The organism is Mycolicibacterium sp. 624, from assembly GCF_040548615.1.
Lineage (GTDB): Bacteria > Actinomycetota > Actinomycetes > Mycobacteriales > Mycobacteriaceae > Mycobacterium.
The window spans coordinates 1,354,093-1,371,345 of sequence record NZ_JBEPRZ010000001.1 but is presented as its reverse complement, the minus strand read 5'-3'; the positions used below and the strand labels follow the sequence as shown (position 1 = coordinate 1,371,345).

The 17,253-nt window shown below is 68.1% G+C and carries 13 protein-coding genes and 1 tRNA gene; 7 read left to right on the top strand and 7 right to left on the bottom strand.

Features of this window, described 5'->3' with window-relative positions; translation table 11 throughout:
* Positions 1-4 precede the first annotated feature (4 nt).
* Positions 5-706 carry a polyprenyl-phospho-N-acetylgalactosaminyl synthase PpgS gene (gene ppgS, locus ABIA65_RS06445; RefSeq protein WP_241405447.1) on the top strand — a complete coding sequence of 234 codons (702 nt, stop codon included), beginning with the start codon at positions 5-7 and terminating at the stop codon, positions 704-706.
* A complete protein-coding gene (locus ABIA65_RS06440; RefSeq protein WP_241402800.1) occupies positions 703-1,044 on the top strand; it encodes a DUF2304 domain-containing protein in 342 nt (113 codons plus the stop codon). Before ppgS ends, ABIA65_RS06440 begins: the two co-directional genes overlap by 4 nt.
* Here the strand turns inward: ABIA65_RS06440 and ABIA65_RS06435 are convergent.
* The 3 genes from ABIA65_RS06435 to ABIA65_RS06425 form a co-directional block, all read right to left on the bottom strand.
* A complete protein-coding gene (locus ABIA65_RS06435; protein WP_241402798.1) occupies positions 1,041-1,634 on the bottom strand; it encodes a TetR/AcrR family transcriptional regulator in 594 nt (197 codons plus the stop codon). The genes ABIA65_RS06440 and ABIA65_RS06435 overlap by 4 nt on opposite strands.
* Position 1,635: 1 nt before the next feature.
* A complete protein-coding gene (locus tag ABIA65_RS06430) occupies positions 1,636-3,423 on the bottom strand; it encodes an N-acyl-D-amino-acid deacylase family protein (protein WP_354522980.1) in 1,788 nt (595 codons plus the stop codon).
* 62 nt (positions 3,424-3,485) lie between these two features.
* Entirely contained in the window at positions 3,486-4,421 is a 936-nt protein-coding gene (locus tag ABIA65_RS06425; RefSeq protein ID WP_241402794.1) for an NAD-dependent epimerase/dehydratase family protein, read from the bottom strand.
* A gap of 47 nt (positions 4,422-4,468) precedes the next feature.
* Here ABIA65_RS06425 and ABIA65_RS06420 point away from each other — a divergent pair, with 47 nt between their 5' ends.
* Together ABIA65_RS06420 and ABIA65_RS06415 are read left to right on the top strand one after the other, a co-directional pair.
* Positions 4,469-6,277 (top strand): hypothetical protein, encoded by a 1,809-nt coding sequence (locus ABIA65_RS06420; protein WP_371746937.1) that lies wholly within the window; start codon positions 4,469-4,471, stop codon positions 6,275-6,277.
* A 22-nt stretch (positions 6,278-6,299) separates the two neighbouring features.
* Positions 6,300-6,677 carry a carboxymuconolactone decarboxylase family protein gene (locus tag ABIA65_RS06415; RefSeq protein WP_241402787.1) on the top strand — a complete coding sequence of 126 codons (378 nt, stop codon included), beginning with the start codon at positions 6,300-6,302 and terminating at the stop codon, positions 6,675-6,677.
* 83 nt (positions 6,678-6,760) lie between these two features.
* On the opposite strand, the gene ABIA65_RS06410 is transcribed toward ABIA65_RS06415, so the two are convergent.
* Positions 6,761-6,836 (bottom strand) — tRNA-Thr (locus ABIA65_RS06410).
* 111 nt (positions 6,837-6,947) lie between these two features.
* Positions 6,948-8,165: a DNA polymerase III subunit delta' gene (locus ABIA65_RS06405; protein ID WP_354522979.1), complete on the bottom strand. Its 1,218-nt coding sequence runs from the start codon at positions 8,163-8,165 to the stop codon at positions 6,948-6,950.
* Between the two features lie 83 nt (positions 8,166-8,248).
* Between ABIA65_RS06405 and ABIA65_RS06400 the strand changes: the two genes are divergently transcribed.
* Positions 8,249-9,874, top strand: coding sequence for an adenylate/guanylate cyclase domain-containing protein (locus ABIA65_RS06400; RefSeq protein ID WP_354522978.1), 1,626 nt, complete (start codon positions 8,249-8,251; stop codon positions 9,872-9,874).
* Between the two features lie 10 nt (positions 9,875-9,884).
* Here the strand turns inward: ABIA65_RS06400 and topA are convergent, their stop codons facing one another.
* Entirely contained in the window at positions 9,885-12,731 is a 2,847-nt protein-coding gene (gene topA, locus ABIA65_RS06395) for a type I DNA topoisomerase (protein ID WP_241402779.1), read from the bottom strand.
* Between the two features lie 132 nt (positions 12,732-12,863).
* Positions 12,864-13,454 (bottom strand): hypothetical protein, encoded by a 591-nt coding sequence (locus tag ABIA65_RS06390; RefSeq protein ID WP_241402778.1) that lies wholly within the window; start codon positions 13,452-13,454, stop codon positions 12,864-12,866.
* Between the two features lie 180 nt (positions 13,455-13,634).
* Between ABIA65_RS06390 and ABIA65_RS06385 the strand changes: the two genes are divergently transcribed.
* Together ABIA65_RS06385 and ABIA65_RS06380 are read left to right on the top strand one after the other, a co-directional pair.
* Positions 13,635-15,962, top strand: a complete 2,328-nt coding sequence (locus tag ABIA65_RS06385) for a DNA 3'-5' helicase SftH (RefSeq protein ID WP_354522977.1) — start codon at positions 13,635-13,637, stop codon at positions 15,960-15,962.
* Between the two features lie 182 nt (positions 15,963-16,144).
* Entirely contained in the window at positions 16,145-17,212 is a 1,068-nt protein-coding gene (locus ABIA65_RS06380) for a PAS domain-containing protein (RefSeq protein WP_354522976.1), read from the top strand.
* Positions 17,213-17,253 lie beyond the last annotated feature (41 nt).

The window sequence follows — 17,253 nt, the reverse complement described above, 5'->3', positions numbered from 1 at the left end:
CTTGATCGGCATCGACAGCCCGTACCGCGACGTGTGGATCGTCGTCCCAGCCTTCAACGAGGCGAGCGTCATCAGCGACGTCATCGCCGACGTTCGCACCGTATTTCCCAATGTGGTCTGCGTCGATGACGGCAGCCGCGACGACACCGGCGAGCGAGCGCTGCGCGCCGGGGCACACCTGGTGCGCCACCCGGTCAACCTGGGCCAGGGCGCGGCCATCCAGACCGGCGTCGAGTACGCCCGCGCCCGGCCCGGCGCAGCGGTGTTCGTGACGTTCGACGCCGACGGTCAGCACCGCGTGAAGGACGTCATCCGGATGATCGACCGTCTTGTCGCCGAGAACCTCGACATCGTCATCGGCACCCGCTTCGGCGGCAGTGTGCCCGCGCGCATGCCCGCGCTGCGGCGGATGCTGTTCCCTCTCATCGCCAAGCTCAGCCCGGCCAGCCGCAAGCTGGGGCTGACCGATGCGCACAACGGTCTGCGGGTTTTCAACAGGACCGTCGCCGAATCGCTCAACATCACCATGAGCGGGATGAGCCACGCCAGCGAGATCATTGCGCTGATAGTCGAGAACGGTTGGCGGGTGGCCGAGGAACCCGTCGAGATCATCTACACCGACTACTCGATGTCGAAGGGGCAGCCGTTGGTCAACGGCGTCAACATCGTCTTCGACGGACTGCTGCGCGGAAGGATGCGTCGATGAACTGGATCCAGGTCCTGCTGATCGCGGCCATCATCACGCTGCTGGTGTACCTGCTGCGGTCACGGCGCAGCGCGCAGGCCCGGGCGTGGGTGAAGGTGGGCTACGTCCTGTTCGTGGTGGCCGCGGTATACGCCATCGTGCGACCCGACGACACGACCGTGCTGGCCAACTGGCTCGGCGTCGACCGCGGGTCCGACCTGCTCGGATACGCGCTGATCGTGGCGTTCCTGTTCACCACCCTCAGCACCTACATGCGCTTCAAGGACCTCGAACTGAAGTACGCGCAGTTGGCACGGGCCGTCGCACTCGACGGTGCGCGTGCACCCGAGGACGCCTAGCTCGGCAGTGTGCCGTTGAGCAGTGCCGACAGCAGCGCGATGCGGCCGTCCTCGAGTTCGGGTTGTGGGAGCACGCCGCGCACGATCGCGGCACCGTCGAACGCGTTCGTCAGGGTGGCGACGACTACCGCCAGCACGTCCGGCGGGAATCGGTCGGCGCCGGGCAGCGACTTCGCGACGTCGTAGATGTTCGCGGCGTACTCGGCGAGGACCACCTGCAGCGTCGCCCTGAGCCTCTCGTCGGTGCGCGCGGCGACGAGCAGCTCGTACATCACGGCGTTCGTCGCGTTGCCGGTGACGTCGCGCAGGACTATCAGAGAGGCATCGAGGGCCGGTTGGTCGGCGGGGATCTCGGCGACACGCTTGGTGAACGCGTCGAGTTGGCGCCGCATGACCTCGTGAGCCGTGGCGGCCATGAAGTCACCCATCGTGGGGAAGTGCCGGAACAGCGCGCCGTCGGACACCTTGGCGCGCTTGGCGATCACCGCGGCCGATGCCCGCGCGTAGCCGACCTCGACGATGGTGTCGATGCAGGCGTCGAGAAGGCGCGCAACGGTCTCCTCGCGGCGCTGCTGCTGAGTTCTGGCCATGTCAGAGTGTCGTTCTCGCGCGCCTCGGCTGAGCGACACCCGCCCGCAGGAAGTGGCCTGACCCGGCGCCGCGGGCGTAGCCCTCGACGAACTCGCCGTTGCGGAACACGACCGAGCCGTTGACTCCCGTCGCGACCACGGCGGCGTCGTTTCGGTTGACCATCCGCGAGAGTCCGCCGTAGAAGGGAACTTCCGACTCGTGGTAGGCGTCGACCGAGGCATCGAGACCCGCAGGGTCGACGACCACGAAGTCGGCGCGGTCGCCCTCGCGCAGGGTGCCCGCCGGAACGCCGAACCAGTCGGCGACCTCGGCGGTGAGCCGGTGCACCGCGTGCTCGATGGTCAGGAACGGCCTGCCGGCCCGGTCGGCGTCACGGGTGCGCTTGAGCAGCCGCAGCGCGTAGTTGTAGAACGCCATATTGCGCAGGTGCGCACCGGCGTCCGAGAAGCCCATGTGAATGGACGGTTCGGCGGCGAGTCGATCGAGGTGCTTCGGTCGATGGTTCGCCACGATGGTCGTCCAGCGGACGTTGCGCTCGCCGTTCTCGACCAGGACGTCGAGGAACGCGTCCAACGGGTGCAGACCGCGCTCGTCGGCGATCTGCCCGAAGCTCTTGCCGATAAGCGACTCGTCGGGGCACTCCACGATGGCCGCGTCGTGGAAGTCCCTGTGCCACAGGCTCGGTCCGAGCTTCTTGCGGTCGAAGGAGCGACGGAACCGACGCCGATACTCGGTGTCGGCGAGAAGCTCGTTGCGCTCCAACTGGTCACGCAGGTGCAGTGCGGCAGTCCCCGCGCCGAACTCCTCGAAGACGGGCAGATCGATTCCGTCGGAGTACAACTCGAACGGTACGGGCAGGTGCTGGAAGCGCACGGACGAGCCGAGCAGCTTGTTGAGGAGCCGGGTGCCGGGCCCGAATACGTGCACGGCCGCGGGCGCGGACTTGGCGTCGGCCGACACCAGCAGGCTCATGCGCACACCCGACCGTCGGCCGAGCATGCGACTGCTGGACAGGAAGAACAGCAGCGCGGAGATCGGGCTCTTCACATTCGGCGCGCTCTGCAGGATTCTGCCTCGTTTGCGCAGGACGGCGATGAGCCTGCGCCGCTCGCGCCATGTCGCGAAAGTGGACGGCAGCGCGCGGGACCGGTACCGATCCCCGTCGAGCTTGTCGATCGCCGCGTCCATCCCGGACATACCGAGAAGGCCTGCGTCGAGCGCCTTTTCGAGCATTGTCGCCATCCGGTCCAGTTCGGCGTCGGTCGGCCGCACGTCGTCGGTGGTGGCACGGTCGAGGCCAAGCACCGCGGTGCGCAGGTCCGAGTGGCCCAGCATCGAGGCGACGTTTGGGCCCAGTGGCAGCTCATCGAGTGCCGCCACGTACTCGGCGGGTGTGGTCCAGCACTTCTTGGCCTCGAGCGCGCCGAGCACGTACTGGCGGGGCACCGCCTCGACACGGCTGAACAGATCGGCGGCATCCTCAGACGAGGCGTACACCGTCGACAGCGAGCAGTTGCCGAGCAGCACGGTGGTGACGCCGTGGCGCACCGATTCGCGCAGACCCGGGTCGAGCAGGACCTCGGCGTCGTAGTGGGTGTGCACGTCGATGAAACCGGGGAGCACCCACTTGCCGTCGGCGTCGATGACGTCGGGACACCCGGCCTCGTCGAGCGGTCCGGCAGACACCGCGGCGACGATGCCGTCACGGATGCCGAGCGTCCTGGTCGCGGGCGCGCGACCGGTGCCGTCGAACCACAGGCCGTTGCGAATGATGACGTCGAACGTCATGGCGTCTCCTTGGGTCGACGCCAACCTACAACAGAAAGTGAGTACTCACAATCTTTTTGTGATCATTCCTCGCGGAAGTAGTCGACCGTCCGGCGCACGCCGTCGGCCAGAGTGACCTGCGGAGCCCATCCCAGCACGTCGTGGGCCCGGGAGGCGTCCAGCCGCGAGCGCTTCAGGTCGCCGAGCCGGGGCGGGTGCAACTCGGGCTCGTCGGGTTTACCCGCCGCCGCGGCGATCGCCGTGTGCAGCTGCCGGGTCGAGGTCTCCACCCCGGTGCCGACGTTGAACCGCTGGCCACCCCCGGCCTCGCCGCCGGCCCGCACGAAAGCGTCGACGACGTCCTCGACGAACACGTAGTCACGCGTGTCCGTGCCGTCGCCGAAGATCTTGGTGGCCCGGCCCGCCAGCAGCGCCTGGGCGAAGATCGCGACAACACCGGCCTCGCCGTGCGGATCCTGGCGCGGGCCGTAGACGTTGGCAGGCGCGATATGCGAGCAGTCCAGCCCGTAGAGGTTGCGGAACATATTGAGGTAGACCTCGCCGCACACCTTGCTCGCCGCGTACGGCGAGGACGGGTCGACGGGCATGTCCTCGGTGGTCGGGTAGGACGGCGGGATGCCGTAGATCGACCCGCCCGACGACGTGTGCACCACCTTGCGCACACCCGCCCGGCGGGCGGCCTCGGCCAGCCGGACCGTGCCGACGACGTTGACGCTGGAGTCGCGCTGCGGGTCGTCAACGGAGTGCGTGACCGAGATCTGCGCGGCGAGATGGAAGACCACCTCGGGCTTGACGTCGGCCAGCAGCGCGATGAGGTCGGCATCGACGATGTCGGCCTTGGCGAACTCGAACACGTCGCTCTGTTCGGCCGTCGTGATGTTGGTACTGCGACCCGAGCTGAGGTCATCGACGCCGACCACGCTGTGCCCGTCGGCAAGCAAGCGGTCTACCAGCGTCGATCCAATGAAACCGGCCGCGCCGGTGACTAGTGTCCGCACGGGGCCACCATACCGATGGTGCTCCCCCATCCGTACAGTCGGCGGACGTGAACATCCGGCGGGCAGGAGCGCAGCGACCGGGGGTGGTTACCTGGGTCCCCCGCACCGCCGTCGCGTTGATCGCGCTGCAGCTGCTGGTCCGCGCGGTGCTCGCATTTCACGGCTACTTCTACTGGGACGATCTGATCCTGACCGGCCGCGCGGGCACTCAGGGCCTGCTGTCGGCCTCATACCTGTTCGACGACCACGACGGGCACGTCATGCCCGCGGCGTTCCTGATCGCCGGTGGCATCACCCGGCTGGCGCCTCTGGACTGGATCGGTCCGGCCATCAGCCTGGTGGTCCTGCAGCTGGTCGCGTCCCTGGCGTTGTTGCGGGCGCTGTACGTCATCCTCGGCTGGCGCCCCGTGCTGCTGCTCCCGCTGACCTTCGCACTGTTCACCCCGCTTGGGTTGCCGGCCTTCTCGTGGTGGGCGGCCGCACTCAACGCACTGCCCATGATCGCGGCGATGGCGTGGGTGTGCGCCGACGCAATTCTGTTGGTGCGCACCGGCAACCAGCGATACGCCGTCACAGGCGTCATCGCGTTCCTCGTGGGGCTGCAGTTCTTCGAGAAGGCCGCGGTGATCCCGTTCGTGGCGTTCGCGGTGGTCGCACTGCTCGCACACGTCGCCGGGGACGGCGCTGCGTGTAAAACCGTGTGGCGGAGCGGTATCCGGTTGTGGGCGGCGTGCCTGGCGGTGCTGATCGCGTGGATCGGCGTCTATCTGCTGGTGGTCGATCAGCAGCGGTGGAGCTTCGATCTGGGCATGACCTCTGACCTGCTACTGCGGTCGGTGACGCACGGTATCGTGCCCGGCCTGGTGGGCGGACCGTGGGACTGGCAGCGCTGGGCACCCGCATCTCCCTGGGCGACACCGCCTTTGACGGTCATGGCGCTGGGCTGGGCCGCACTGGCCGCGGTCTTCGTGGTGAGCCTGGTGCGCAAGCAGCGGATCGGCTGGGTGTGGTTGGCGGCGATCGGTTACGCGGTGGCCTGCCAGATACCGATCTATCTGATGCGGTCCTCTCAGTTCACGGCGCTGGAGCTGGCGCAGACGCTGCGCTACCTGCCCGACCTGGTGGTGGTACTGGCGCTGCTGGCCGCCGTCGGGCTGTGCGCGCCGAACAGGGAGACATCGCGGTGGCTGGACTCCTCACGCGCGCGCACTGCCGTCGTCGCTGTCGGCACAGCCCTGTTCGTCGCGAGCAGCCTGTACTCGACCGCGACGTTCAACACCATCTGGCAGGACAACCCGACCAGGTCCTACCTGCAGAACGGGCGGGCGTCCCTGGCCCAGGCCGCCGCCGCGTCGGATGCGCCGATGCTCGACCAGGAGGTCGACCCGCTGATCCTGCAACGGATCCAGTGGCCGGAGAACCTGCTCAGCCACGTGTTCGCCCTGATTCGCGACCGACCCGAGTTCGCCGCGGCCACCACCGACCTGCGGATGCTCGACATGTCGGGGCGGCTGCTCGGCGCCAAGGTGACGTGGGTGCGCTCGATGCAACTCGGTCCCCTGCCGAGCTGCGGCTACCTGGTACAGCCCGACGCGCCGGCACGGATCCCGCTCGACGGGCCGCTGCTGCCGTCGGAGTGGACAGCCGAGCTCAACTATCTGGCCAACAGCGACGGGTCGATCACCGTCTCGCTGTCGGAGGGGACGCAGGTGAAGGTGCCGGTGCGGCCCGGCCTCAACCGGGTGTTCGTGCGACTGCCCGGTGCGGGCGACGCCATCGACGTGCAGGCCAACACCTCGGCGTTGTCGGTGTGCGTTGCGTCGGGTCCCGTCGGATATCTGGCACCGACCGAGTGACCGTCGTGCCAGAATAGTAAGCATGACTAACTTACGCGATGAGGGCCTTCGGGTCTTCCGCGAGCTGCTGCCAGGCTCCATCCCGGACGACGACGGTGACGTCGACTTCAGCAGCGGCTTCGCGCCCGAACTGATGGACATTGGCGTCGAGAGCGTGTTCGGCAGGCTCTGGGCCCGTGACGGCATCAGCCGACGCGACCGCAGCCTCGTCACGCTCGGCATCCTGATGGCGCTGCGGGCCAACGACGAGCTGCACGCCCACTTCAGGATCGCCCGCACCAACGGTCTCACCGACGACGAGCTGGCCGAGATCATCTACCACGCCAGTGGCTATGCGGGCTTCCCGGCGGCCGCCACCGCGGCGAAGATCGCCGAAGCAGCGCTCGCCGAGGACGTGTGACCCAGCCGCATTCGCCGAACGTGACGTGAGCGCGAGAATCGGGGCTGAGAATCGCCGTGGTGTCACGTTCGGCGAAGTGAACATGGAGCCGCCTGGGGGAATCGAACCCCCGACCTTCTCATTACGAGTGAGACGCTCTACCGACTGAGCTAAGGCGGCGATGCCCAGCCGATGAGCGCTTGTAAGAGCAGCCAAGCGTTCGAGTGGCAGGCGCAGCAGAGTCTACGGCAGGCCGCGCCGCCAACCCAATTCGCGCCTACCCCGTCGGAGTCACCCGCGCAGGGCCTGCCCGACGGTCGCGACCATCGCATCCACGGCGAACTTCGGCTTGACGTTGATCGCCAGCGCCTCCCGGCACTCCAGCACCGCCTCGATACAGCGCAGCAGCCGGTCGGCGGGCACGTGCGCCGCCATGGCCCCCACCTTCTCGGCCATGTCAGGGTGATTGGCCTGCACCGTCCCGGCCCCGGCCGACACCACCAACGCGTCGCGGAAATACGTCGCCAGATCGATCAAAGCGCGGTCAAGAGCGTCGCGGGACGCCCTCGTCTGACGTGACTTCTGTCTCTTTTCCAGGTCCTTGAGCGCACCCGCCGAGCCGCGCAACGCGCCGGCGGCACCCTTGCCGGTGCCGCCCGCACCGAGCGCCGTGCGCAGTTCCTCGGTCTCCACCTCATTGCGCTCACCGGTCAGTGCCTTGGCCTCATCCTCGGCGGTGACCACCAACTCCTCGGCCGATGCGTAGGCCCGCGACGGCGTGGCCGCATCACGTGCCAGTCCCAGAGCGCGTTCGCGGCGGCGCCGGGCCTCGTCGTCGGTGGCCAGGCGGCGAGCCCGACCGACGTGGCCGCCGCTGACCGAGGCCGCCCACATGGCGTCGGCCTCGGGCAATCCGTCGGTGTCCATCAACACCTGGGCGATCGCCTCGAGCCGCGGCGTCACCAGGGCCACGTGCCTGCACCTGGACTTGAGCGTGATCGCGATGTCCTCGGGGTCCACCGACGGTGCGCACAGCAGGAACACCGTGGACGGCGGCGGTTCCTCAACCACCTTGAGCAGCGCATTCGCCGCACCCTCGGTCAGTCGGTCGGCATCCTCGACGAGCACGACCTGCCACCGGCCAGTGCCTGGGCGCCGCGACGCTATCTGAACGATCTCGCGCATCTCCCCGACGCCGATCGACAGCCCCTCGGGAATGATCCGGCGAACGTCACCGTGGGTGCCCGCCATGGTGGTCGTGCACGCGCGGCACTCACCACACCCCGGGGTGCCATCCGACGTGCACTGCAGGGCAGCGGCGAAGCACAGTGCGGCGATCGAGCGGCCCGACCCGGGCGGACCCGTGATCAGCCAGGCGTGGGTCATGGTGCCGCTCGAGGTCGGCATGTCCGCCCTGTGAGCCGAATCACCGCGCGCGGCGACGGCGGCACCCACCAACTCCGCCTCGACCGCGTCCTGGCCAACCAGACGCGAGAAAACACCGCTCATATCGAGCCCACCCTAGTGCCGACAGCGACACAACCTGCCTAACGGGGACGCTAACGGTCGCCGTGGACCGATACGGTTATCGCATGACCACAGGGGCCAGACCGATCGGGCGAATCATCGCATTCGTCCGGTGGGTGGCGCGTACCCCGTGGCCGGTGTTCACCCTCGGCATGCTGCAGGCCGACATCATCGGCGCGCTGCTGGTCCTGGGTTTCCTGCGGTTTGGCCTGCCGCCGGAGGACCGCGTCCAGCTGCAGGACCTGCCGGTGTTCAACCTGGCGGTCTTCCTGATCTATCTCTTCGTGTCGTTCGGCGTGGGCGCCTATCTGACCCTGCGCATGCTGCTTCCGGTGATCCGCTGGCAGCGCAACGACACCCTGCTGAGTAGCTCAGACCCCGCGATCACCGAACTCGCCCGTGCACGCGCGCTGAAGATGCCGTACTACCGGTCCCTGATCAACGTGACGAACTGGCTGCTGGGCTCCATCGTCTTCATCGTCGCGAGCTGGCCGGTGGCCAGCAAGTCCGCTCCCGTCGTGGCCGTCGCCACGGCGCTGGGTGCCACGGCGACCGCCATCATCGGCTACCTGCAGTCGGAGCGGGTGTTGCGGCCCGTGGCCGTGGCCGCGCTGCGCGGTGGTGTGCCTGCCAACTTCCGGGCGCCCGGCGTCATTCAGCGGCAGGTCCTGACCTGGGTGCTGTCGACCGGCGTGCCGATCCTCGCGATCGTGCTGGCAGTCGTGGCAAGCAAGTTCGAGATCCTCACCGCACCCGCCGATCGGCTGACCACACCGATCCTGCTGCTGGCCATTGCCGGGCTCGTCATCGGCCTGTCCGGGACGGTGCTGGTCGCGATGTCCATCGCCGACCCACTGCGCCAGTTGCGGTGGGCGCTCGGCGAAGTGCAGCGCGGCAACTACAACGCGCACATGCAGATCTACGACGCCAGCGAACTGGGCCTGTTGCAGGCCGGGTTCAACGACATGGTCCGTGACCTCGCCGAACGACAACGCCTACGAGACCTGTTCGGTCGCTACGTCGGCGAGGACGTGGCCCGTCGCGCACTGGAACGCGGCACCGAGCTCGGCGGTCAGGAACGCGATGTCGCCGTCCTGTTCGTCGACCTGGTGGGCTCGACGCAGCTCGCCTCCACGGTGCCCGCCTCGGAGGTCGTGAGCCTGCTCAACGACTTCTTCCGCGTCATCGTCGACACCGTGAACCGCCACGGCGGGTTCGTCAACAAGTTCCAGGGCGACGCGGCGCTGGCAATATTCGGCGCGCCCATCGAACATCCCGATGCCTCGGGCGCCGCGCTGGCGGCATCCCGCGAGGTGCACGACGAACTGGTGGCGGTGCTGGGCCAGACCGAGTTCGGTATCGGCGTCTCCTCCGGCCGCGCCATCGCCGGCCACATCGGCGCGCAGGCCCGCTTCGAGTACACGGTGATCGGTGACCCGGTTAACGAGGCCGCCCGCCTCACCGAGCTGGCCAAACTCGAGGAGGGCCACGTGCTGGCCTCGGCCATCGCCGTCAGCGGTGCCGTGGATGCCGAGGCGCTGTGCTGGGAGGTCGGCGAGATCGTTGAACTGCGCGGCCGCGTCGCACCGACGCAGCTGGCCCGCCCGACGAACCTGTTCTCGCCACCGCCGATAAGCCATGACGCGGAGGCCGAAGCCCCCCAGCCGGAGCCGACGCCGTCAGACGCCTAACCCCGACCGCTTAGGCCTTTTTCGCCACCTTCTTGGCCGCAGCCTTCTTGGCGGGAGCCTTCTTCGCGACCTTCTTGACCGCGGCCTTCTTGGCGGGAGCCTTCTTGGCCGCCTTCTTGACGGGGCCGCGGGCTCGACGATCCGCCAGCAGCTCGGAGGCCCGCGCGTCGGTGATCGACAGCACGTCATCACCCTTGCGCAGGCTGGCGTTCGTTTCACCGTCGGTCACGTACGGACCGAACCGGCCGTCCTTGATCACCATCGGCTTCTCGGAGACGGGGTCGGTGCCGAGTTCGCGCAGCGGCGGCGTCGCAGCACCCTGACGTCCACGCCGCTTGGGCTCGGCGTAGATCTTCAACGCCTCATCGAGCGTGATGTCGAACATCTGCTCTTCGGTGGCCAGCGATCGAGAGTCCGTGCCGCGCTTGAGGTATGGGCCGTAGCGGCCGTTCTGCGCGGTGATCTCCTCGTTGTTGCTCGGATCGACACCGACAACGCGTGGCAGCGACAGCAGTCGCAAAGCGTCCTCGAGCGTCACCGTCTCGAGGTCCATCGATCGCAGCAGTGACCCGGTGCGAGGCTTGGGACCGGTCGGCTTCTTACCCTTCTTCGCCGGCGCACCGTCCTCGGGTTCCTCCGGCGGTTGCGGCAGCACCTCGGTCACGTACGGGCCGTACCGCCCGTCCTTGGCCACGATCTCATGGCCGGTCTCGGGGTCGACGCCCAGCGTGCGACCCTCCTGCGGTGTGGCGAAAAGCTTCTCGGCGAGTTCGAGGGTCAACTCGTCGGGGGTCAGCTCGTCCTTCAGGTTCGCCCGCTGCGGCTTGAGTTCACCCGGGTTGTCGGGGTCGGCGACCATCCGCTCCAGATATGGACCGTTGCGACCGACACGGACGTTGACCGCGCGGCCCTCTTCGTCGTCGAACAGCTTGATGGAGTTGACGACTCGAGCGTCGATCTCCTCGAGATTGCCGCCGACGAGTTTCTTCAGACCACCCGCGCGGGCGATCGAGCCCTCCACGCCGTGCTCGCCGCCGAAGTAGAAGTTGTTGAGCCAGTTGGTCCGTCGCTCGTTACCGGAGGCGATCTCGTCGAGCTCGTCCTCCATGGCAGCGGTGAAGTCGTAGTCGACGAGCCGCCCGAAGTGCTGCTCGAGAAGCCCGATGACAGCGAACGCCACCCACGACGGGACCAGCGCGCTGCCCTTCTTGTGGACGTAGCCGCGGTCCTGGATGGTCTTGATGATCGAGCTGTACGTTGACGGGCGCCCGATGCCCAGTTCCTCGAGCGCCTTGATCAGCGACGCCTCGGTGTACCGGGCGGGCGGGTTGGTGGTGTGCCCGTCCGGGGTCAGCTCGGTGGCGTCCACCTGCTGGCCCTGGGTCAGGTTCGGCAGCCGGCTCTCGGCGTCATCGGCCTCGCCGCCAGCCTGCTCGTCGAGGCTCTCGACGTAGGCCTTCAGGAAGCCCGCGAAGGTGATGGTGCGGCCACTGGCGCCGAACACCACCTCACGTGGGGCTGCGCCGTTGGCGCTCGAGGTACCCGAGATGCGCAGCGACAGCGTGGTACCCCTGGCGTCCGCCATCTGGGAGGCCACGGTGCGCTGCCAGATCAGCTCGTAGAGCCGGAACTCGTCAGTGTCGAGCGCGGCGTGCAGCTGACCCGGTGTCTGGAACACATCACCAGCGGGGCGGATGGCCTCATGGGCCTCCTGCGCGTTCTTCACCTTGCGGGTGTACTGGCGCGCCGTCGGGTGCACGTACTCCTCGCCGTAGAGCTGGCGAGCCTGGTTACGTGCGGCATTGATGGCCGACTCCGACAGCGTCGTCGAGTCGGTACGCATGTAGGTGATGTAGCCGTTCTCGTACAGGCGCTGCGCGATGCTCATGCAGCGCTCGGAGCTGAACCGCAGCTTGCGGCCCGCCTCCTGCTGCAGCGTCGAGGTCATGAACGGTGCGTACGGCTTGCGCGTGTAGGGCTTCTGCTCGACTGAGGACACCGTCATATGCGCCCCGTGCAGCCCCGTGGCCAGCGACGTCGCCGCCGCCTCGTCGAGCACCAGCACCTCGTCGGGCTTGCGGACCGCGCCAAGCGAGTCGAAGTCGCGCCCGGAGGCCACCCGCCGCCCGTCGACGGAGTTGAGCTTGGCCGTGAACTTCGGCGGCGACGCCTGCGGATCGGACACGCTGGCGTCGAGTTGGGCGGTGACGTCCCAGTAGCCCGCACTGCGGAACGCCATGCGTTCGCGTTCGCGGGAGACGATGATGCGCGTCGCCACCGACTGCACGCGACCCGCGGACAGCTTCGGGGCCACCTTCTTCCACAGCACCGGGCTGACCTCGTAGCCGTACAAACGGTCGAGGATGCGTCGGGTCTCCTGGGCGTCGACCAGGTCTATGTCGAGGTCACGCGGATCCTCGGCGGCCGCCCGGATGGCGGACTCGGTGATCTCGTGGAACACCATCCGCTTGACCGGGACCGTCGGCTTGAGCGTCTCGAGGAGGTGCCAGGCGATGGCCTCGCCCTCGCGGTCACCGTCTGTTGCGAGATAAAGCTCGTCGACGCCCTTGAGCAGGTCCTTCAGCTCGGTGACGGTGCCCTTTTTGTCGGGGCTGACGATATATAGGGGCTCGAAGTCGGCATCGACATTGACCCCGAGGCGTGCCCAGGGTTCGGACTTGTACTTCGCGGGGACATCGGCGGCCGATCGCGGCAGGTCGCGGATGTGCCCACGCGACGATTCCACGACGTAGTTGGACCCAAGGTATCCGGCGATTTTGCGCGCCTTAGTCGGCGACTCGACTATGACGAGTCGCCGCACCCTGCCGTTGCCGCTGCCACCACTCTGGTCAGCCAACCTCGTACCCACTCCACTTCTGTGCCGCCACCCGGTCACCAGTCACGCTTGCACGCGCGATTCGGCCCATGGCAACTGTCAATTTCGCATTCTGGCGCAGCCTATGCAAACCGGCTCACCCGGCGAGGGGAATTAGGAGCGCGGCCATTGCAGGAACGCCTCGTCACCGGCTGGAGGTTCCCCCACGTTCTCTACCAGGCGCAATAGCCGTCGGCGGCCGCTGATTCGTAGTGCCGGATGTGCCCCCCTGGTGCCGATTAATGTTGGTGCCATCCCGACCCGCATCATCGCCGAGGCGAGTGCGGAATGCGTATCCGGCGCGTGCGGGTCCAGTCCGAGCAGGTAGCGGTCGGCTTCGGGAGTTCCCGCGGCCAGCGTCCACGCGCGCAGCTCGCGCGGCCCGGGCAGCCACTGGGGCGGTACGGTCTTGACCGCTCCCCGTGTCCAGTCGGCCGCAATCGGCAACAGCCGCCGATCGACGTCGGTGCGCACCAACGGCGTTTCCTCGTCGGTGCGGGAGATCTCAGGGGTGAGTCCGGCCTCGGCGATCATCACGGCCAGCGCCTCCGCCCGCCACACGGCATCGACGACCACCGACAACCGGACCGCCTGCGCTGCGCCGCTGCCCACCAGGACCACCTGCCCCGAGGCAGCGAGCATCCCGGTCAAGTCGGAGACCGCAGGCGGCACCGACTCAGCCGAGAAGAACGACAGCTGACTCACGAAAACGACACTAGGCCAGCAGGCCAGTCCGATCGTGCCGCCGGGCCGTACGAGCGCTCAACGGCTCCTGTGACATGTGCCTTCCTTCCTTTAATACTGCCTACTACTACGGGATCGCATCGTGCTTCGATGGCCGGGGCGGATCCCGACCACCGCGACCCGCGGCCGAGGAGGTGAGAGATGTCGGATTTCGGCCGCGAGCTGCTGGACTGCGCGGTCGGCGGCACGGACGCCGACGAGCATCCGCTGCGTCACGTCGAGGGTCTCGCCGCGCGTGGTGCACACCCTCGCCCGTGGCCGCGGTGGGCAGAGGCCGATGTCGTGGCGGCCTTCGTCGCGCGGGGCATCGCCGAGCCGTGGACGCATCAGGTCGCGGCGGCCGACCTCGCGCACTCCGGGCGCCACGTGGTGCTGTCCACCGGCACCGCGTCGGGCAAGTCCTTGGCCTATCAGCTACCCATTTTGTCCACGATGGCATCGGACCCGCGCGCCCGCGCGCTCTATCTCTCGCCCACCAAGGCACTGGGCCACGACCAGTTGCGCGCCGCGCAGTCCCTGACCGCTGCCGTGCACCGGCTGGCCGACGTCGGCCCGAGTCCCTACGACGGCGACAGCACCACCGAGGCGCGGCAGTTCGCCAGGGAGCGGTCGCGCTGGATCTTCTCCAATCCGGACATGATCCACCTGTCACTGTTGCGCAATCACGCTCGCTGGGCGGTGTTCCTGCGCAACCTCCGCTTCATCGTGGTGGACGAATGTCACTATTACCGCGGCATATTCGGCTCCAACGTGGCGATGGTGCTGCGTCGGCTGGTGCGGTTGTGCGCCAGGTACTCGGCCGGCTCGGCGGAGCCGACGGTGATCTTCGCCAGCGCGACGACGGCCGCACCGGCGGCCACCGCCTCAGAACTGCTCGGGCACACCGTCACCGAGGTGACCGAGGACGGCTCACCCCAGGGCAGTCGCACCGTCGCACTGTGGGAGCCCGCCCTGCGCACCGACCTGGCCGGCGAGAACGGCGCACCGGTCCGTCGTTCGGCGGGCGCCGAGGCCGCCCGGGTGATGGCGGACCTAGTGGCCGAGGGTGCCCGGACCCTGACCTTCGTCCGGTCCCGCCGAGGTGCCGAACTCACCGCGCTGGGCGCCCGCGCCCGACTCGAGGCGACGGCCCCCGATCTGGTGGAGTTGGTCGGGTCCTACCGCGCCGGTTACCTGGCAGAGGACCGGCGCGCGCTCGAACGGGCACTGTCCGAGGGCACCCTGCGGGGCCTGGCGACGACCAACGCCCTCGAATTGGGCGTGGACATCGCAGGACTCGACGCCGTGGTCCTGGCTGGCTTTCCCGGGACTGTCGCCTCGTTCTGGCAGCAGGCGGGCCGGGCCGGCAGGCGCGGTCAAAGCGCACTGGTCGTGATGATCGCCCGCGACGATCCGCTGGACACCTACCTGGTACACCACCCGCAGGCACTGCTGGGCAAGCCCATTGAACGCGTCGTCATCGACCCCGCCAACCCGTATGTGCTTGGCCCGCAACTCCTCTGTGCTGCGGCCGAACTCCCTCTGACGGACGCGGAGGTGCGGACGTGGAACGCCGAGGCGGTCGCCGCGGAACTCGTGGACGACGGTCTGCTGCGTCGCCGGCCCACCGGCTACCACCCCGCCCCCGGCCTCGATCCCCATCCGGCAGTGGACATTCGAGGTTCATCGGGTGGTCAGATCGCGATTCTCGAGACCGGAACGGGCCGCATGCTTGGCACGACGGGGGCTGGGCAGGCACCCGCCTCGGTGCATCCCGGCGCGGTCTACCTGCACCGCGGGGAGACCTACGTCGTCGACTCACTCGACTTCGAGGACGGCGTCGCGTTCGTACGGCCCGACGACCCCGGCTACACCACGTCGGCGCGGGAGGTGACAGACATCGTCGTCACGGGCCAGGGCGAGCGGCGCAGCCACGGTCCGATCACCATCGGCATTGTCCCAGTGTCGGTGTCCAACACCGTGGTTGGGTACCTGCGACGTAGGCTCAACGGTGAGATCATCGACTCGGTCGAGGTCGACATGCCCACCCACACCCTCGACACCAAGGCGGTGATGTGCACCATCACCCCGGAAGCCCTGCAGGACAGCGGTTTGGACCCCATCCGCTTCCCCGGATCGCTGCACGCCGCCGAACACGCGTCCATCGGCCTGCTGCCACTTGTCGCCAGTTGCGATCGAGGTGACATCGGCGGGGTCTCCATGGCAGTGGGGCCCGAGGACGGCGCCCCAACGATCTTCGTCTACGACGGCTATCCCGGCGGCGCGGGCTTCGCTGACCGCGGTTTCCGCCGGATCTCGACGTGGTGGTCGGCCACGGCGGCCGCCATCGAGGCGTGCGAGTGTCCGCAGGGCTGCCCGTCGTGTGTGCAGTCACCGAAGTGTGGCAATGGGAATGACCCGCTCGACAAGGCAGGAGCCGTCGCAGTGCTGCGCCTGGTACTCGCAAACCTGCCCGAACACAGTCGGTGAACCACCCGCGGGACGACCTACCCCTCGACGGCCGTCGGCCAGCGCGCAGTCGAAAAATACCTCCCGTCAGGGCCTCACGCAAGCCCTACCAGCACTTTCCCAGGTTTCTTGGATCGGCCACAGGGCATGATTCGCGGCCTGCGCGAACCGGTTTGCGCACCCCTGCCCGGTAGAATGGGTCGATGACCCACGACTGGCTCCTCGTGGAGACGCTGGGCGCCGAGCCCGCGGTGGTCGCGCAGGGCAGTCTGACCAAGAACTTGATCCCGATCAGCGCCTTCCTGCGGCGAGATCCCCATCTGATGGCGATCCAGTCGGCGATCGGCGAAACCGTCCGGGCAGGCAATGGACTCAGCAGCATCACCCCCAAGAACGACCTCGTGATTCGCACGGAGGTCGTGCAGATGACCGACGGCCGGATACACGGTGTCCATGTGTGGTCCGGCCCGCCAGACCTCGAGCCGCAGGAGCGCATCGTGCCGGGTGCCCTGAAGTGGGATCTGACCAACAGAATCGCCACGGACACAGCCGAATCGCTGTGCAACAGCGGGATGAACCCGACGGTCGAGGCCACCCAGGGCCGGGCCTTCGCCGAGGATCTGCCCACCCGCGACCTCAACCCGAGTGAGACTCGGGTCCTCGCGGTGGCGATCAACCCCAAACCCGGCCGGACGTTCTGCAGCACCTGGGATGTCACCGATTATGAGGGCAACCCGATCGCGGTGGGGTTCGTCGCGCGAGTCCTGTCGGAGAGCGACGGCGGACCCGAACGCATGATCTGCCGCGCGATGAACTGGCGTGCGGTCCGTGATCGGTCCACCATCGTCCCGCACGACCTGGCGCAGCGAATCCTCAACGGGCTGGCCGAGCCCGGAGTGCATCGTGCGATCGTCGACCTGAGGTCCTGGACACTGCTGAAGTGGCTCGACGAGCCGTGCCCGTTCTACGACTGGCGCAGCCGCGCCGACGGCGAGCCGCTTGCCCACCCCGATGACAACGACCAGGTGTCCGCCATGGTCGCGGACTTCGACAGAGGGCCGGTGTCCAGCGTGCTGCGGCTGCGCGCCAACGGCGGCGGGTGGACACCCGTGCACGTCACCGTGCACCGCGTCGAGCTCGAGGACGAGGTGTTCGGTGGTCTGCTCTCACTGCGCGAACCCACCGATGCCGAACTCGCCGAGTACGAGGGCCGCGCCAAACCCCGGCGTTCCGGGCGCCTGACGCTCAAGGGCAGGACCACGCGCACCTAGAGCGTGGAGTTGACCCGGCGCCCTAAGCTAGGGATATGTCG

Coding starts and splice junctions, on each gene's coding strand:
- ABIA65_RS06405 (WP_354522979.1), bottom strand. CDS start 8,165: ATGAGCGGTGTTTTCTCGCGTCTGGTTGGCCAGGACGCGGTCGAGGCG.
- ABIA65_RS06430 (WP_354522980.1), bottom strand. CDS start 3,423: ATGACGTTCGACGTCATCATTCGCAACGGCCTGTGGTTCGACGGCACC.
- ABIA65_RS06440 (WP_241402800.1), top strand. CDS start 703: ATGAACTGGATCCAGGTCCTGCTGATCGCGGCCATCATCACGCTGCTG.
- ABIA65_RS06435 (WP_241402798.1), bottom strand. CDS start 1,634: ATGGCCAGAACTCAGCAGCAGCGCCGCGAGGAGACCGTTGCGCGCCTT.
- ABIA65_RS06385 (WP_354522977.1), top strand. CDS start 13,635: ATGTCGGATTTCGGCCGCGAGCTGCTGGACTGCGCGGTCGGCGGCACG.
- ABIA65_RS06380 (WP_354522976.1), top strand. CDS start 16,145: ATGACCCACGACTGGCTCCTCGTGGAGACGCTGGGCGCCGAGCCCGCG.
- ABIA65_RS06400 (WP_354522978.1), top strand. CDS start 8,249: ATGACCACAGGGGCCAGACCGATCGGGCGAATCATCGCATTCGTCCGG.
- ABIA65_RS06415 (WP_241402787.1), top strand. CDS start 6,300: ATGACTAACTTACGCGATGAGGGCCTTCGGGTCTTCCGCGAGCTGCTG.